Below are 18,409 nucleotides of genomic sequence, written 5' to 3'. Positions count from 1 at the left end.
GGAGTCCGCCGTGCCCCGCCTCGCTTCGTGTCAAGTGACCCAGTGGTGTTTAGCCGATTGCCATCAAACTGGCATTACCGCCCGCGGCGGCCGTGTTGACGCTCACCGAGCGCTCGATCAACAGCCGCTCAAGCACATAGTCGTCGCCGGAGGAGCCATCGTCGAAAGCGCCCGCCGCAACGCCCTGCACGCCGACGATCGGGCCACCGCGCGCGGCGATTTGCCGCATCAGCAATTGCAACGCATCGCTGTCACCCTCGAACAGCACAGCATCATACTCGACGCCGAGGTCACCGTCGCAGCTCACCGCCGCGTGGCTGTGCAACGCGGCCGGCAGCGCACCGACCAGTTGCTCGCCGCTCGCGCCAATGAACAGCGCGCGATTGCCGGTGGCTAGCACCGCCGCCAGCTGTACGCGTGCGCCGCTGGCCGTCGACGCGATGCAGAGTACCGTGCCACGTGCGCTGAGCGCATAGGTATTGCACTCCCCCGTCGGGCCCGACAGCGCGGCCGTGGCGCCGACGAGCATCTGGTTCAGGTAGCCGTCGCAACGGGCAGCGAGTTGGGCATCACGCTCGCCGATCAACCAGTCGCGATACGCTGTGAGCGCCGGTCTGCCGCCGGCCGGCATCTTCTTGCTCAGCGATCTAGCCAGCAACGCGGGTATGCCATTCGGACGCTTGGCCAGCAGCCGCTGCAGGTACAGTGGTCCGCCCGCCTTCGGCCCCGTGCCCGAAAGCCCTTCTCCGCCGAACGGCTGCACGCCGACCACCGCGCCAATCATGTTGCGGTTCACATAGATATTGCCCACATGCGCGCGTTCGATGACATGGTCGATCGTCTCGTCGAGCCGCGTGTGGATTCCTAGCGTCAGCCCATAGCCGGTCGCATGAATGGCCTCTAGCAGCGATTCCAGCGCATGGCGGCGGTAGCGCACTACATGCAGCACCGGCCCGAATACCTCGCGTGCCAGCTCGTCAATGCTGTCGAGCTCGATCAATGTCGGCGGCACGAACATGCCATACTGACAGCCGTCCGGCAGCGGCAATTGGAACACCTTGCGGCCCTTATCGCGCATCGCCGCGATATGCGCTTCGATGCCGCGCTTGGCTTGGGCATCGATAACCGGGCCGACATCGGTGGACAAACGCTCTGGATTGCCAACCGACAATTCGCGCATTGCACCGGTCAGCATCTGCAACGTGCGCTGCGCCACGTCATCCTGCAGGCACAGCACGCGTAGCGCCGAGCAACGCTGGCCGGCCGAGTCGAATGCCGACTGCAGCACGTCCGCGACGACCTGCTCGGCCAGCGCCGACGAATCGACGATCATCGCATTCTGGCCGCCGGTTTCGGCGATCAGCGCAATCGGCTTACCGTCCGGGTCTAGTCGTTCGGATAGCGTACGGTTGATGAGGCGTGCGACCTCGATGGAGCCGGTAAACATCACGCCACGGGTACGCGGATCGGCGACCAGCGCAGCACCCACCGTCTCCCCGTCGCCGGGCAGCAATTGCACAGCACCAGTTGGAACGCCGGCCTCGTGCAAGATGCGCACTGCTTGCGCAGCGATTAACGGCGTCTGCTCAGCGGGTTTCGCCAGCACCGTATTGCCGGCGGCCAGCGCCGCCGCCACCTGGCCCATGAAAATCGCCAGCGGGAAATTCCATGGACTGATACAGACGATCGGCCCGAGCGGACGATGCGTGTCATTGGAAAACTCGCTGCGGATCTGGGTCGAGTAGTAGCGCAGGAAATCAATCGCCTCGCGGATCTCGGAAATCGCATTCGGCAGCGACTTGCCCGCCTCGCGCACGACCAGCCCCATCAGCGTAGGGATCTGCGCTTCGAGCAGGTCGGCGGCACGGGCTAGGCAGTCGGCGCGCGCCTGCACGGGAGTGGCCTGCCAAATCGGCGCGGTGGCGAGTGCATGAGCGAGCGCGGCTTGCACGTGCTCTGCTGTCGCGTCTACCACCGTGCCGACTACGTCGCGATGATCGGCGGGGTTGCGCACCTCACGCGGCGTGCCGCTCACCACCTCGCCGGGCTGCAGCGTCGGCGCGGCATGCCACATCACGTTGGTGCTCGCGAGTAATGCCGACGACAGCGATGCGAGGCGATGCTCATTGGACAGGTCCAGCCCCATTGAATTGACTCGTTCGCTGCCATACAACGCGCGCGGCAACGGGATCTTAGGGTGCGGCGTACCGAGCGGCACGATCTGCAATGCCTCGTCGACAGGATCTGCCACCAGTTCGGCCACCGACACCGACTCATCGGCAATCCGGTTCACGAATGATGTGTTCGCACCGTTTTCCAGCAGCCGACGCACTAGGTACGCGAGCAGTGTCTCATGGGTACCAACCGGTGCGTACACGCGGCATGGGCGACTGAGCTTGTCGCGGCCGGTCACTTCCTCATACAGCGGCTCACCCATCCCGTGCAGGCACTGGAACTCGTACTGGCCCGGATAATAATTTTGACCTGCCAAATGGTAGATCGCCGACAACGTGTGGGCGTTATGCGTGGCGAATTGAGGGTACACCGCATCGGGAACACCCAGCAGTTTCTTGGCACAAGCGAGATAGGACACGTCAGTGTAGACCTTGCGGGTGTAGACGGGGTAGCCTTCGAGCCCATCCACCTGCGCCCGCTTGATCTCGCTGTCCCAGTACGCGCCTTTGACCAGCCGCACCATCAGGCGATGTCGGCTGCGGCGGGCCAAATCGATCAAGTAGTCGATGACGAACGGACAGCGTTTCTGGTACGCCTGCACGACAAAGCCGATACCGTTCCAGCCGGCCAGCTCCGGATCGAAGCACAACGCCTCGAGCAAATCCAGTGAGATCTCCAGCCGGTCCGCTTCCTCTGCATCGATGTTCAGGCCAATATCGTAGCGGCGCGCCAGGCGCGCCAGCGCCCGCACCCGCGGCAGCAACTCGCTCATTACACGGTCGCACTGCGCGCGCGAGTATCGCGCATGCAACGCCGACAGCTTAATGGAGATCCCCGGTCCGTCGTAGATGCCGCGCCCGCCGGCGGCCTTGCCAATCGCGTGGATCGTCTGCTCGTACAATGCATAGTAGTGCTGAGCGTTTTCCTCGGTCGTTGCCGCCTCGCCGAGCATGTCATACGAATAGCGGAAGCCGCGCGCCTCGTATTTTCGGCTGTTCGCCAGCGCCTCGGAAATCGTCTCGCCGGTGACGAATTGCTCGCCCATCAACCGCATTGCCATGTCCACGCCTTTGCGAATCAACGGCTCGCCGCCCTTGCCGATCATCCGCGTGAGTGCGCACGACAGGCCCGCCTCGCTGTTGGTCGCAACCAGCTTGCCCGTGATCATCAGGCCCCATGTTACGGCGTTGACGAACAGTGACGGAGCATGGCCGACGTGCGATTTCCAGTCGCCCTTGCTGATCTTGTCACGGATCAGCGCATCGCGCGTGGCCCGGTCCGGAATCCGCAGCAGCGCCTCGGCCAGACACATCAGCGCGACGCCTTCCTGGCTCGATAGCGAGAACTCATGGATCAATCCTTCGACGCCACCGCCGGTACGCTTGGCGCGCAACGCCTCGACCAAGCGCGTGGCGAGCACCTGCACGTCGCTGGCCAGCGGCACCGCCAGCTGCGCCTGCCCGATTAGGAACGGCACGCACTCTGGCTCCGCACGCCGATAGGCCGCGGTGATCGCCGCACGCAGCATCGACTGCGGCTGCACGTTCTGCGCAAATGCCAGGAACGGGTGCGGCGTGCGCTCCAGGCGCAGGGCCGCTTCTTTGAGCCGGGTCCGCAGCAAATCGTCGACCTTAACGCCAAGGGTGGTGCTAGCCATGATTCCTTTCCATCGGCGTCGCCGCCGGACCACTCGAAAAATCTGGCTGATCCTACTTCGTACATTAAAAAGGTGCAACCTTTCCGGCCGATGGTTGCGTCTGCATAAAATGTTTTATTTACAATGACTTACTAAGTTGCTCCCACAACGAATCGAGCGGCTGGGCGTCGGTGTTTTCCCTAGTCATCGGAATAGGGCGGTCCGCCGTTAACAAGACGAAGGGCGCAGCAAGACGGAGCGAGCGCATCGCACCCGTCGCGCGGTGACACGAATTAATCATCGAACCGGCGCCGGCGGCTATCGGCCACGCCAGGATCGAAGCACAAACTGAATACGGAGAGGCCTGCCATGATGTGCTCGAGACTTTTTGCGTCGGCGTCGCGGTGCCGGCAATCGGCACAACTACCGTACACCCGCATCGGCTCGCCGACAGACACGCCGCTGCGGCGCTCGCCCGTCACCGGGGAACGCATTGGCCAGCCCAGTAGTTACCGAGCACGTGCACTGACAGCACGCAGCCGGCTACTCCGTTGACGGTGCGGCTCGTCTCCGTCTTCCGGTTCTGTCTCTGCGTTCCGCGGTTTTGTCTTTCCGTTTCGAGCGGCCAGTGCAGGTGCCGTCGCGACGCTGCCGCGCGATTTGAACCAGTCAGATGCGGCGCGCAAAGCGACGGCTTCGCCGAAGGATAGGGCGTCATGCTAGGCGCGCTTAGATATCTAGCGGATCGACTTCCACATTCCAGCGTAGCGCCCCCTTAAGTTCGCGCAGCCGCGGCACCCAGGCGCGCAGCGTGCGCTGCAGCGCGGCGCGCGAAGCGCTTTCGAGCAGCAGTTGTGCGCGGTGCACGTGCATCACCTTGACGATGTTCAGCGGCACCGGATCATAGCGCGTCACGCACTCGGCGCCGGGTACCGCGTCGAGTATCGCAGCGGCCTCATTGAGAAACCGCAGCGCATCGTCCAAGCTGCGTGCTTCGGCGCGCAGCAAAGCCTGGAAAACGAAGGGCGGCAGATGCGCGTCGCGTCGCTCGGCCAGTGTCGTCTCGGCAAAGCCCACGTAATCGTGGCGCGCCAGCGCCGCATATAACGCGTGCCGCGCATGCCCGGTCTGGATCAGCACCTCGCCGTGGGCGCCGCTCCGACCGGCCCGGCCCGAGACTTGCATCAATTGCGCAAACAGCCGCTCCCCCGCGCGAAAATCATGTGAGAACAACGCGGCGTCCGCATTCAGCACACCGACCAGCGTGACCCGTTGGAAGTCATGTCCCTTCGCGATCATCTGCGTGCCGACCAGGATATCGACATCGCCGGCGTGCACCCCTGACAACAAAGTCTGTGCACTGCCCTTGCGCCGCGTGCTATCCGCATCGATGCGCAACACCCGCGCACCAGGTACCGCCGCACCGAGCGCCTCCTCGATACGCTGCGTACCGCGGCCGAACGGCGCCAAGTCGACGTTGCCACACGCCGGGCATGCCCGCGGGATGCGGCTTTCCCCACCGCAGTGATGGCATCGCATGCGCTGCTCGGGCTTGTGTAGCACCATATACGCGCTGCAGCGCGGGCAGCCTGCGACCCAGCCGCACGCGTCGCAGGCCAGCACCGGCGCGTAGCCGCGGCGGTTCAGGAACACCAAGCTTTGTTCACCGCGCGCCAAGCGCTCCTGCAACGCTTTCACGAGCGGCATCGACAACCCGTCCGCGCGATGGCGCCCCGCCTGTTTCTCCGCCTCCATGTCGATTAACCGGACCCTGGGCAATGCCGCGTCTGCTACCGCGCGCCGCGACAATGCCAATGTCGTATAGCGGCGCTGGCACGCGTGCCACCATGTTTCGAGCGACGGCGTAGCCGAGCCGAGCACGACGGGGAGGCCCAACTGTTTGGCTCGCCACACCGCCAGGTCCCGTGCAGAGTAGCGCAGCCCTTCTTGTTGCTTATAGGCAGGCTCGTGTTCTTCATCGACGATAATCAGCGCCAGCCGCGGCAACGAAGCGAGCACCGCCATCCGCGTGCCCAGTACGATCCGCGCACCAGCGGCGTGCGCCGCCAGCCAATTGCGCGCTCGCTCGCCGTCCGCCAGACCACTGTGCAAGGTCACCAAGGCGGTGGCCGGCCAGTGCGAAAAACGCGCCCGGAACACCGCTTCGAATTGCGGCGTCAGGTTGATCTCCGGCACCATCACCAGCGCCTGCGCATCGGGCCGGCGGGCGAACAAGGCAGCTAAGCCGTGCAGGTACACCTCGGTTTTGCCACTGCCGGTCACGCCATGCAGTACGAACGGTGCGAAGCCGCGGGCGGCATCGATCGCCGCGACCGCCGCACGCTGTTCAGCATTGAGATCGGGCACCGCGCACCGGTCCAGCTGTGACGAGACATCATGCCCGGCCCGCCCCGGTGGCTGCGTCGCGCCGCTCATTTCCAGTGCCTCGACGGCACCGCGCCATTGCACGTGGACCCATCCGTGCTCCTGCCACTGCTCGAGCGTCGCAACAGCCTTCGGGTGTATCACGCGGGCTTCATCGGCGCCCAGCGTGTCCGCCCGCAATAATGCTTGGGCAAGCCGTCGCAGCGCTGCCGCACGGGCCGGCAATGCGTCAGGCAACTTGTTGCGCCCGGCCGCCGTCAGCCGATAAGCCGGCTCGCGGGCGAACAACCGTGGCCAACGGGCAGCATCGCGCAACGCCTGCGGCAACGCTGGCAACGCCACCTCGCCGCGGCCGCGCTGATAGTAATCTGCGGCAAACGCGATCAATTGAAGCCAGTCCGCACTCAGCGGCGGACAATCGATGCACGCGCTCTGGACGTCTCGCAATCGATCCTGTGGCACGTCAGTCTCATCCGCGACCTCGATGACCAGTCCTACTGTCTGCCGGCGACCAAATGGCACTTGCACGAGCATGCCGGGCAGCGGCTGCAACGGCAGGGTCCAGCGGTAGTCGTACAGAACCGAAAGCGGATGGTCCAGCGCGACTCGGACGTAACGAGAAAGCGTCGGTTGCATGGGTCGTGTGTCGGCGCAGCCACAGCGGTCCGAGCCGGCGCGGCGAAGCGTCACAAAAATAAGGGACAGGGCATCGTGAAGTTAAAGTAAAACATCGCAACCACCGCTAAGCCATGGATTCATCATAACAATTCATGGTCGCTCGGCACCCTGTGGATAACTTTGTGTAAAAACCCGCAGCCATCGCCGTGGAACGACCAAGTGGCGCGCCTTTCACCGAAATCGGGCATTGTGTTGGCTCGATTCGAGTTCTTTACAAATCAATAACTTATTCAAATAGGCTGCACATGATGCTACCGTGCTACACCAAAATCCACGGCGTAGCAAAGGTGGCGAAAAACTGTGTATAAGTGGCCGTCGGCAGATCTTGACAAGTCGCGGCTACCGCGGTTTACGCGAGTCTGGGCCCCGGACGTTCAGCGCCCACGCTATGGCATTGCCGCAACGACCGGCGGTCATTCGCCGGCGCGCATCACGCGGCTGTACTGGTGTACTTCGTCGACCAGTTCGGTGACCGCCTGCGCTGGCGTGAATTGCGAAATGCCATGCCCGAGGTTGAATACGTGCCCTGGGTGATTGCCGTAGGCGTCCAGCACCTGCCGGGCCTGCGCGCGAATCACCTCGGGCGGGGCAAACAACACGTTCGGGTCAAGATTGCCTTGCAAGGCAACCCGGCCGCCCACTCGCGTCCGCGCCCGCGCCAGATCAACGGTCCAGTCCAAGCCCACCGCATCGACGCCGCTCGCGGCAATGGCCTCAAGCCACTGCCCGCCGCCCTTGGTAAAGGCAATCACGGGGACGTGCTCGCCGTCATGTTCGCGCTTGAGCGCCGCGACGACCTGGGACATGTACTGCAGTGAAAACGACTGGTAAATGCGGTCGGCCAGCACGCCGCCCCAGGTATCGAAGATCATCACCGCTTGCGCGCCGGCATCGATCTGTGCGTTCAGATAATCGGCGACCGCGCGCGCATTGACCTCCAGGATCCGATGCATCAGATCGGGCCTGGCATACAGCATCGACTTCACGGTACGGAAGTCGTCACTGCCACCTCCCTCGACCATGTAGCACGCCAGCGTCCACGGCGACCCAGAAAAGCCGATCAGCGGCACGCGCTGGCGGCCGTCGGCACCGGTCAACGCGCGACGGATCTGCGCAAGCGCATCGGTCACGTAGCGTAACGTCGCATCGATGTCAGGCACTGCGAGCCGGGCGACGTCGGCCTCGGTGCGCACCGGGCGCGCGAAGCGCGGCCCCTCGCCGGGCGTGAATTCGAGCCCCAGCCCCATCGCATCGGGGATCGTCAGGATATCCGAGAATAGGATGGCCGCATCGAGCGCGTAGCGATCGAGTGGCTGTAGCGTCACCTCAGTCGCGTAGTCGGGCTGCTTGGCCAAACCGAGAAAACTGCCTGCACGGGCGCGTGTGGCGTTGTACTCGGGCAAATAGCGGCCCGCCTGACGCATCAACCAGATCGGCGTGTACTCAGTCGGTTCGCACCGCAGTGCGCGCAGGAAAGTGTCGTTGGCGAGATTGTGGGGCACGGTGCGCTCTGCCTGGGAAAAGCACCATTTTAACGGACGTGCGCCGCGCATCGACGATTCGGGTAATGCTTGTGGAAAACGTGAACGACCGTAACACAAGGCCGCAACGCACGCGCGCAGCGACAGTCGGATTACGAAAACAACCCACTTGCAAATGGCAATCGGAAGGACGTTACAACCTGAAACACTTTGTTACCCCACGCATGGCGGGTTTCGCCCAAAATGCTTGTAATGGGTTCCAACACGGATGTGGTCTGACGTGTCGTATGAGCGGATACGACGCGTGAAGACCGGTCGGCACTGCCGAAGCCCTCCTGCACAGGGGCATCCTTGTTGGAGCCGCGTCAGACGCGGTAACGCAACGCCACCCATGGTCTCCTCGCGCTAACCCCGTAGCGTGTGGTTTTTAGCGGGCTCCGAGCCCGCTTTTTTTTGTCCGCGCTGGCTGCCTACGCGCTCTTTCCCGACGATAGCTTCAATTCGTCGATCATCTTGGCGCGCATCACAAATTTCTGCACCTTGCCCGTTACCGTCATCGGCAAGTCCGACACGAATCGTACGTATTTCGGGATTTTATAGTGAGCGATCTGGCCGTGGCAAAAGTCCCGGATGTCCTGTTCGGTCGCCGTCTCGCCGGGCCGCAACACGATCCAGGCGCACAACTCCTCGCCATATTGCGCGTCCGGCACCCCGAAGACCTGCACCGACTGTATCGTCGGATGTCGAAATAAGAACTCCTCGATCTCCCGCGGATAGATGTTCTCGCCGCCACGAATCACCATGTCCTTGAGTCGCCCTACGATACTGCAGTACCCTTGAGCGTCCAGGGTCGCCAGGTCGCCCGTATGCATCCAGCCGTCGATGATCGACTCGCGCGTCTTTTTGTCGTCGTCCCAATAGCCTTGCATCACCGAATAGCCTTTGGTGCAAAGCTCACCGGTCTGCCCGACCGGCACGATATTGCCCAACGCATCAATGATCTTCGCCTCCAGGTGCGGCTGGATCCGGCCCACTGTCGTGGTGCGCTTTTCGAGCGGGTCTGACGTCGAACTCTGGAATGACACAGGGCTCGTCTCGGTCATCCCATACGCAATCGTAAGCTCGCCCAGGTGCATGCGTGCGACAACCCGCTTCATCGTTTCGATTGGACACGGTGAGCCAGCCATGATGCCAGTGCGCAGTTGGCTCAAGTCATATTGCTCGAAATCGGGGTGGTCAAGCTCGGCAATGAACATCGTCGGCACGCCATGCAGCGCCGTGCAGCGCTCGAGCGCCACTGCGGCAAGCGTGGCCGCCGGATCGAATCCTTCCCCCGGGAATACCATCACGGCACCGGTGGACACACAGGCGAGCACCGCGAGTACCATGCCAAAACAGTGATACAGCGGCACCGGGATGCACAACCGGTCTTGTTCGCTCAGACGCATCGACCTCGCAATAAAGCGCGCGTTATTAACGATGTTGTGATGGGTCAACGTAGCGCCCTTCGGGTTGCCGGTGGTGCCGCTGGTGAACTGAATATTGATCGGCTCATGCGCATCGAGCTTGCCGCTTATCGCGGCGAGCTGCGCCATGTTTAGGCGACTGCGTCCTTGCTGCACCAGATCGTCGTAGCGAAGCATGCCCGGCGTCTGGCCAGTGCCCATCTTGATCACGTGGCGCAGCTCGGGCAGGCGCGCTGCCTGCAGTTCCCCCGGCGCGTGCTGCGCAAGTTCCGGTGCAAGCGTCTGCAGCATTTCGGGATACCGCGACGTCTTGAATTGCTCCGCGGCCACAATCGCGCGGCAGCCAACTTTATTCAACGCATAGTCGAGTTCGGCCAGCCGATAAGCGGGGTTAATGTTGACGAGAATCGCACCGATGCGCGCGGTCGCAAACTGCGTGACCAGCCATTCGACGCGGTTCGGCGACCAAATGCCGACTCGGTCCCCCTTGCCAATGCCCAGCGACGCCAACCCGGCAGCCAACACGTCGACCTCCTGGGAGAATTCGCGCCACGTCCAGCGCACGCCCTGCTCCCGGAACACGACGGCAAGACGGTCAGCGAAGCGGTGCGCGGTCAGCCCAAGGAACTCGCCCACCGTCGCCCCGGACAGTGAGACATCGGTACGGCCACGAACATAGGACAAACCGTCCTTGGGCTCGATTTGCGCCGGCGGCAAGGCGAGTGCAGTGGCCATGATCGTCTCCGGTTTTATCCTCTGATTCGTTCAGGGGAACGTTGACGTATTGGGAAACTTTCAATCGGATTGTGACCGTGCAATATCTCATTGGACATCGATTGAAACCCGGGCGCAACTGCAACGCTCAAAAAGGCGAAAAAAAACCCACATCGTTCGATGTGGGTCCGTTCAGACTGGCGTGGCCGCGCGCTTGCCGCAGCTACGTCTGGGTCAATGCTGTCCGCGACGACGACGCAGTTGCGCGATGGCCGCAAGTTGAGCAGTGGCATAGGCCAGCTCGGCTTGCGCCGTAGCGTACTCGAGGTTCGAGTCGGTGTTTTGCAAGGCCTCTTCGGCACGCTTGCGCGCCTGCTCGGCCTTTGCCTCGTCCAGTTCCGCGCCACGGATCGCGGTGTCCGCGAGCACCGTCACCGCGCCGGGCTGCACTTCGAGGGTGCCGCCGGCAACGAACACGAACTGCTCGTCGCCATTCTCGTCCTCGATACGCACAGAGCCCGGGCGGATACGCGTGATGAGTGGCGTGTGACCGGGCAAAATACCCAGTTCACCCGCTTCGCCCGGCAGCGCGACGAATCTCGCGTGTCCCGAGAAAATACTTTCCTCGGCGCTGACGACGTCTACTTTGATGGTTGCCATATCGACTCCTGGTTGAGCGTGAATCGCTGGGGTAAGAACGGTCAGTTTTGACTATCCCGGCGCCCTCAACAAGAGGACGCCTCCCTGCTACGAACACCCGACCGATTAGATCTTCTTTGCCTTCTCGAAGGCTTCGTCGATCGTACCCACCATATAGAACGCCTGCTCCGGCAGATGATCGCATTCGCCATCGACGATCATCTTGAAGCCGCGGATCGTTTCCTTCAATGGCACGTATTTGCCAGGCGAGCCCGTGAACACTTCTGCCACGTGGAACGGCTGTGACAGGAAGCGCTGGATCTTACGCGCACGAGCCACCGTGAGCTTGTCTTCCGGCGACAGTTCGTCCATCCCGAGAATCGCGATGATGTCGCGCAGTTCCTTGAAGCGTTGCAGCGTCTGCTGCACGCTGCGCGTAATCTTATAGTGCTCCTCGCCAATCACGTTCGGGTCAATCTGGCGCGACGTCGAATCGAGCGGGTCGACCGCCGGGTAGATACCGAGCGACGCGATGTCACGCGACAACACGACGGTGGCATCCAAGTGGCCGAACGTGGTCGCCGGCGACGGATCGGTCAAGTCATCCGCTGGAACATACACGGCCTGCACCGACGTAATCGAGCCGGCCTTCGTCGATGTGATGCGCTCTTGCAGCTTGCCCATTTCCTCGGCGAGCGTCGGCTGGTAGCCCACCGCGGATGGCATCCGGCCCAGCAGCGCCGACACTTCCGTACCCGCCAGCGTAAACCGGTAGATGTTGTCGACGAAGAACAGCACGTCACGGCCTTCGTCACGGAAGTGCTCGGCCATCGTCAGGCCCGTCAACGCCACGCGCAGGCGGTTGCCCGGCGGCTCGTTCATCTGGCCGTACACCAGCGCAACCTTGTCCAGGACGTTCGAGTCCTTCATTTCATGATAGAAGTCGTTCCCTTCGCGGGTCCGCTCACCGACACCGGCGAACACGGAGTAACCGCCGTGCTCCTTCGCGATGTTGTTGATTAACTCCATCATGTTCACGGTCTTGCCCACGCCGGCGCCGCCGAACAGACCCACCTTTCCGCCTTTTGCGAACGGGCAAATCAGGTCGATCACCTTGATGCCCGTTTCAAGCAGCTCCGTCGATGGCGACAGTTCGTCGAATGCCGGGGCCTTCTGATGGATCGAGCGCGTGTTCTCGTGCGAGATCGGGCCCGCTTCATCGATCGGCCGGCCGAGCACGTCCATAATCCGGCCGAGCGTCGGCGTGCCGACTGGCACGGTAATCGGGTTGCCCGTGTTCTTTACCGTCAGCCCACGGCGCAAGCCTTCGGACGATCCCAAACAGATCGTACGCACGACGCCGTCGCCGAGTTGCTGCTGGACTTCGAGCGTCAGATCGCTGCCTTCCAGAATCAGTGCGTCGTAGATCTTCGGCATCTGCTCGCGCGGGAACTCCACGTCGATAACGGCGCCGATGCACTGTACGATCTTGCCTTCTACCAAAGCAGTAGTACTCATCGCATTTCCTTTAGATACTTGATTCTTTCCCCGCGCGCAGCGCGTGGTTCCGAGCTTTGTCCAGGCGTGGCTCAGACCGCCGCCGCACCGCCGACGATCTCCGACAGTTCCTTCGTGATCGCTGCCTGACGGCTCTTGTTGTAGACGAGCTGCAGGTCGTTGATCACCGTCTTCGCGTTGTCGGATGCCGCCTTCATCGCCACCATCCGTGCCGATTGCTCGGACGCCATGTTTTCGGCCACAGCTTGGTACACCAGCGCTTCCACATAGCGCACCAGCAGGTCATCGACCACCGCCTGCGCATCGGGCTCGTAGAGGTAGTCCCACGACGACTTCGGCGTCGGGCCCTCCTCTGCGCGTTTATCGAAACGTTCGTCGGTCAACGGCAGCAGTTGCTCGATCACCGGCTCCTGCTTCATCGTATTGACGAAACGTGTGTAAGCCAGGTACACCGCCGACAACTCGCCTTGCGAATACCGGTCGAGCTGGACCTTGATCGCGCCGATCAACTTCTCCAAATGCGGGGTATCACCCAGATGCGTGACCTGCGACACGACCTTGCCGCCGAAGCGGTTCAAAAAGGCAAGGCCCTTGCCGCCGATTGCGGTTGACTCGGTCTTGATACCCTGTGCGTCGAGGTCCTTGAACTTCTGCACCAGCGCACGCAGCACGTTCGTGTTCATGCCGCCGCACAAGCCCTTGTCGGTGGTCACCACGATGACGCCCGCCGTCTTCGCGCTGACGTTCTTCACCATGAACGGATGACGATACTCCGGATTCGCCTCGCTCATATGCGCGGCAATATCGCGAACCTTGTCGGCGTACGGACGAGCCGCCCGCATGCGTTCCTGCGCGCGTCGCATCTTCGACGCGGCCACCATTTCCATCGCCTTGGTGATCTTGCGCGTGTTCTGCACGCTCTTGATCTTGCCGCGGATTTCCTTCATGCCAGCCATTGCTTACTCCTTGTCCGAAGCGGCGCGGCCCGTCGTGACGGCGCACGATGCAGGCCGCATTCTGTCCGCATTCCCGAGATCAGTAAGCGCCGGACTTTTTGAAGTCCTTGATCGCCGCATGCAACGCAGCTTCATCGTCCTTCGCTAAGTCCTTGTTGTCTTCGATACGCTTAATCAGCGCGGCATGACTGGTTTTTAGAAACTCGCCCAGGCCCTTTTCGAACGGCAGCACGTGCTTCACTTCCAGGTCGTCTAGGTAGCCGTTGTTCGCGGCGAACAGCGCGACCGCCAGCTCCCAAACCTGTAGCGGCTGATACTGCGGCTGCTTGAGCAGTTCCGTCACGCGACGGCCACGCTCGAGTTGCTTACGGGTCGCTTCGTCCAGGTCCGATGCAAACTGTGCGAACGCCGCAAGCTCGCGGTACTGTGCCAAGTCAGTACGGATGCCGCCGGACAGCTTCTTGATCACCTTCGTCTGTGCCGCGCCACCAACGCGTGACACCGAGATACCGGCGTTGATCGCGGGACGAATACCGGCATTGAACAAATCGGTTTCCAAGAAGATCTGGCCGTCGGTAATCGAGATGACGTTGGTCGGCACGAACGCAGTCACGTCACCGGCCTGCGTCTCGATCACCGGCAGCGCGGTCAGCGAGCCGCTCTTGCCCTTCACTTCGCCGTTCGTCAACTTCTCGACATATTCTTCGGACACGCGGGCCGCCCGCTCAAGCAGACGCGAGTGCAGATAGAACACGTCGCCAGGATACGCTTCGCGGCCTGGCGGACGACGCAGCAGCAGCGAGATCTGGCGGTACGCCCACGCTTGCTTGGTCAGGTCATCATAGATAATCAGCGCGTCCTGGCCGCGATCGCGGAAGTATTCGCCCATCGTGCAGCCGGCGTACGGCGCGATGAATTGCATCGCGGCGGAGTCGGATGCCGAGGCGGCCACGACGATTGTGTAGTCCATCGCGCCATGCTCTTCGAGCTTGCGCACGACGTTCATGATCGACGACGCTTTCTGGCCGATCGCGACGTAAATACACGTCAGGTTCTTGCCCTTTTGGTTGATGATCGCGTCAACGGCCACGGCGGTCTTGCCGGTCTGGCGGTCGCCGATGATCAGCTCGCGCTGGCCACGGCCGATGGGCACCATCGAATCGATCGACTTTAAGCCGGTCTGCACCGGCTCGGACACCGACTTACGCCAGATCACGCCCGGCGCGATCTTTTCGATCGCATCGGTGGTCTTCGCGTTGATCGGACCCTTGCCATCGATTGGGTTGCCCAGCGCATCGACGACGCGGCCGATCAGTTCCGGACCGACCGGCACCTCAAGGATGCGGCCCGTCGTCTTGACCGTGTCGCCTTCGCAGATGTGCTCGAATTCACCGAGAATCACCGCGCCGACCGAGTCGCGCTCCAGATTCAGCGCCAAGCCGAACGTGTTGCCCGGAAACTCCAGCATTTCGCCTTGCATCACATCCGACAGACCGTGGATGCGGACGATACCGTCGGTCACGGAGACCACAGTTCCCTGATTGCGGACGTCAGCGTCGGCCTCCAGTCCCTGGATCCGGCTCTTGATCAGCTCGCTGATTTCAGAGGGGTTGAGTTGCATAATCGCTCCTGATGTTCAATTCTGTTGCGCGTCGCGTTGGCTTGACGCTGGCGGATCGCAATTCGGTTATGCGGTCAACGCCGTTTGCATCGCCGCGAGCCGCGCGCGGACCGAGGTATCGAGCACTTCGTCACCGACCGTCACCCGCACGCCGCCGATCAGTGCAGGCTCGAGCTTTACCGCCGGCTTCAGCTTGCGCTGGAACTTGCGCTCAAGCGCCGCGACCAGATCGGCAAGCGACTGCCCGTCCAGCGCAAACGCACTCTCGATGGTCACGTCGGCCGCACCTTCGTGTGCATTCTTCAATGCATCGAACTGGGCAGCGATTTCGGGCAGCAACTGAACCCGGTGGTTTTCCACCAGCAACTGCACAAAGTTCTTCGCGGCAGACGAGTCCTTTGCCGGCGACTTCAGCGCGGCAAGTAGCACGTCGACGACTTGCTGGCGGCCCACCTTCGGGCTCGATACAATCGACAGCACCTCGGGAAGACGCGCAACCTGCGCCAACTCCTGCACCAGTGCAGACCAGGCGGCCAGATCGGCGGCTCGATCGGTCGACGCTACGCCAAACAGCGCCTCGGCGTACGGACGGGCGATGGTTGCTAGTTCGGCCATGATCAGAGCTCGGCTTTCAGTTGGTTCAGCAGTTCGGCGTGCGCGTTCTGGTCGATTTCGCGCCTTAAGATCTGCTCAGCACCCTTGACCGCCAATGCGGCTACATCGCCGCGCAACGCGTCGCGGACCTTGACCACTTGTTGCTCGGCTTCGGCCTTCGCTTGCGCGATGATCCGCGCCGCTTCAGCTTGGGCGTTGCGTTTGACCTCGTCGGCCATGAGCTGCGCGCGCTTTTCCGCCTCCGCGATGCGCTGCTGCCCTTCGTTGCGCGCATTCGCCAACTCCTGGTCGATCCGCTTGTGTGCCGCCTCAAGTTCCGTCTTGCCCTTGTCGGCGGCGGCCAGCCCATCGGCGATCTTCTTCGCACGTTCGTCGAGCGCGCTGATCAGCGGTGGCCACACGAACTTCATCGTGAACCACGCGAGGACCAGGAACACGACCATTTGCGCAATCAAAGTTGCGTTCAGATTCACGGTGTTTCCTTAACGATAGCTTTGCCGGAATGGAAAGCGGGCGCGTTCGCAGGATCTAGCGAAGCTCGCGCCCGTTTCTTCAATACGCCGCGCATCATGCGGCGCGTGGTAACCGAAAACCTTAGCCAGCGAGCTTGGACAGCAGTGGGTTCGCAAACGCAAACAGCATGGCCACACCGACACCGATCAGGAACGCCGCGTCGATCAGACCTGCAAGCAGGAACATTTTGGTCTGCAGCGGGTTCATCAATTCCGGCTGGCGCGCGCACGCTTCGATGTACTTGCCACCCATCAACGCGATACCGAGGCAGGCACCGATCGCACCCAGGCCAATGATGATGCCGATACCGATGGCGGTCAGACCTTGGATGTTGGCGATGAAAGCTTGCATGATCACTCCTTTTTAAAAGACTTGAGAACTGAAAATCTGAACTTGTTAGGCCGGGGGCGCTTTAGTGGGCGTCATGTGCCTGGCCGAGGTAAACCAACGTCAGCATCATGAAAATGAAGGCTTGTAACAGCACGATCAGGATGTGGAAAATCGCCCAGATGCTGCCAGCCAGCACGTGACCGACAAAGCCGAGCACCGTGGTGTCCGCACCAAAGCTCCAGATACTGCCTAGCAGCGCGATCAGCAAGAACAGCAGTTCGCCTGCGTACATGTTCCCAAACAACCGCATGCCGAGCGAAACGGTCTTCGCGAGAAACTCGATGAGGTTAAGCAACAGGTTCGGCAACCAAAGCAACGGGTTCGAGCCGAATGGCGCCGACACTAGCTCACGTACAAAACCGCCGGGCCCCTTGATCTTCACGTTGTAATACAACATCAGCACGAGCACGCCGAGCGCGATACCCAGCGTGCCGTTCAAGTCGGCGGTCGGCACGAGCCGATGATGTGAAATCGTGTTCGACAGGCCGATCCATTCGATGATGCGGCCCGGCAGGTCGACCGGAATAAAGTCCAGCGAATTCATCAACGCAACCCAGACAAACACGGTCAACGCCAGCGGGGCGATAAAGCGACGATTGCCATGGACGATTGCCTTGGACTGGTCCTCGACCATCTCGACCAGCATTTCGATCGCGCATTGGAAACGGCCCGGAACACCTGGTGTCGCGGCGCGCGCAGCCATCGCCAATATCACGATCGTGACAAATCCCATCGCAATCGACCAGAACAACGTGTCGAGGTTGATGATCGAAAAGTCAACGATCGAAGTCTGGTGCTTCGTCGCGAAATTCTGTAAGTGGTGCTGGATATACTCGGACGGATCCAGATGCGTTCCTGCGCTAGCGGCCATGACGTGTCAATCCAATAAATCGAAAACCTGCTTCGTCGGGTACCGCACCGCTCAGCGCCATGCCAGCGCGAGCCAGTACGTTTTCAGCGCAATGAGGTAGGTGACAAGCAGCGCCAGCCAGTGGACGTTCCGATACAGCATCGCGGTCGCAACAAACATCGCGACCGTCGATGCGATCTTGACCGCCTCGCCCAGCACCCAGGCAAGAATGCTCTCGGTGCTGCCCTTTCTCCTCAGGCGTGCCGCGAACAACGCACTCGGCACCCAGCATATCGCCCCGCCCAACACCGCGGACAGCGCAGCATGACCCGGCGACTTTGAAAACAGCCACCACGCGAGCGCCGCTGCCAGGGATACAACCATTTGCGCTGCCACGACCTTTGTCGGCGTGACACGCGATGGACGGCTCACCTGCGGCCCGAACATACGTTCGGCTTCGCCCCGGGTGAGCGGAACGATGTCGTTATCTTCCAGCTCGTCGTCCCGATCGTTGCGCGCAGTGGCGGGCCGGTTTGATGGCTTGCAAGGCGATGGCGTCGAACCCGACGCAACGGCCGGATCACGCTCGTTTTCCGGTACGCCGGTTGTCATCACAAATCCTCTGCAGCCCCACCACGCTTACGCGCGCCTTTCAGGGTAGGCAAGCTGATAAATCCGGGCGATTGTAAGCGATTGTTGCAGCGTATTCAAGGCTTTATTGCCGCCGGCACACGCGCATCCGGCCTGGCGTGCAGCGATGCACTGCATCGTT

At 61.9% G+C, this 18,409-nt stretch carries 13 protein-coding genes; all 13 read right to left on the bottom strand.

The window, feature by feature from the left end; genetic code table 11:
• Nucleotides 1–49: 49 nt before the first annotated feature.
• The 13 genes from putA to B0B13_RS12715 all read right to left on the bottom strand — a co-directional run bounded on the left by putA (nt 50) and on the right by B0B13_RS12715 (nt 18,249).
• Entirely contained in the window at nt 50–3,832 is a 3,783-nt protein-coding gene (putA, locus tag B0B13_RS12780) for a trifunctional transcriptional regulator/proline dehydrogenase/L-glutamate gamma-semialdehyde dehydrogenase (RefSeq protein ID WP_076796745.1), read from the bottom strand.
• A 708-nt stretch (nt 3,833–4,540) separates the two neighbouring features.
• Nucleotides 4,541–6,832, bottom strand: a complete 2,292-nt coding sequence (locus B0B13_RS12770; protein WP_076797327.1) for a primosomal protein N' — start codon at nt 6,830–6,832, stop codon at nt 4,541–4,543.
• 455 nt (nt 6,833–7,287) lie between these two features.
• Nucleotides 7,288–8,376 (bottom strand): uroporphyrinogen decarboxylase, encoded by a 1,089-nt coding sequence (gene hemE / locus B0B13_RS12765; protein WP_076787548.1) that lies wholly within the window; start codon nt 8,374–8,376, stop codon nt 7,288–7,290.
• 449 nt (nt 8,377–8,825) lie between these two features.
• A complete protein-coding gene (locus B0B13_RS12760) occupies nt 8,826–10,556 on the bottom strand; it encodes an AMP-binding protein (RefSeq protein WP_076796744.1) in 1,731 nt (576 codons plus the stop codon).
• Nucleotides 10,557–10,769: 213 nt separating this feature from the next.
• Nucleotides 10,770–11,195: a F0F1 ATP synthase subunit epsilon gene (locus B0B13_RS12755; protein WP_076796743.1), complete on the bottom strand. Its 426-nt coding sequence runs from the start codon at nt 11,193–11,195 to the stop codon at nt 10,770–10,772.
• Nucleotides 11,196–11,300: 105 nt separating this feature from the next.
• On the bottom strand, nt 11,301–12,692 hold the full coding sequence (gene atpD, locus B0B13_RS12750; protein WP_076785868.1) for a F0F1 ATP synthase subunit beta: 1,392 nt from the start codon (nt 12,690–12,692) through the stop codon (nt 11,301–11,303).
• Between the two features lie 71 nt (nt 12,693–12,763).
• Nucleotides 12,764–13,648, bottom strand: a complete 885-nt coding sequence (gene atpG, locus B0B13_RS12745; protein WP_076796742.1) for a F0F1 ATP synthase subunit gamma — start codon at nt 13,646–13,648, stop codon at nt 12,764–12,766.
• 79 nt (nt 13,649–13,727) lie between these two features.
• Nucleotides 13,728–15,269 carry a F0F1 ATP synthase subunit alpha gene (gene atpA, locus B0B13_RS12740; RefSeq protein WP_076785866.1) on the bottom strand — a complete coding sequence of 514 codons (1,542 nt, stop codon included), beginning with the start codon at nt 15,267–15,269 and terminating at the stop codon, nt 13,728–13,730.
• Nucleotides 15,270–15,335: 66 nt separating this feature from the next.
• A complete protein-coding gene (locus tag B0B13_RS12735) occupies nt 15,336–15,884 on the bottom strand; it encodes a F0F1 ATP synthase subunit delta (protein WP_076796741.1) in 549 nt (182 codons plus the stop codon).
• Nucleotides 15,885–15,886: 2 nt separating this feature from the next.
• On the bottom strand, nt 15,887–16,357 hold the full coding sequence (locus B0B13_RS12730) for a F0F1 ATP synthase subunit B (protein WP_076785864.1): 471 nt from the start codon (nt 16,355–16,357) through the stop codon (nt 15,887–15,889).
• 121 nt (nt 16,358–16,478) lie between these two features.
• Entirely contained in the window at nt 16,479–16,748 is a 270-nt protein-coding gene (gene atpE / locus B0B13_RS12725; RefSeq protein WP_041752938.1) for a F0F1 ATP synthase subunit C, read from the bottom strand.
• Nucleotides 16,749–16,809: 61 nt separating this feature from the next.
• Nucleotides 16,810–17,658, bottom strand: a complete 849-nt coding sequence (gene atpB, locus B0B13_RS12720) for a F0F1 ATP synthase subunit A (RefSeq protein WP_076796740.1) — start codon at nt 17,656–17,658, stop codon at nt 16,810–16,812.
• Between the two features lie 51 nt (nt 17,659–17,709).
• Nucleotides 17,710–18,249, bottom strand: a complete 540-nt coding sequence (locus B0B13_RS12715; protein WP_076785862.1) for an ATP synthase subunit I — start codon at nt 18,247–18,249, stop codon at nt 17,710–17,712.
• Nucleotides 18,250–18,409: the final 160 nt, after the last annotated feature.

Origin of the sequence: Burkholderia sp. b14, from assembly GCF_900156195.1 — a bacterium.
Lineage (GTDB): Bacteria > Pseudomonadota > Gammaproteobacteria > Burkholderiales > Burkholderiaceae > Mycetohabitans.
This window is presented reverse-complemented; position numbering and strand designations above follow the sequence as displayed.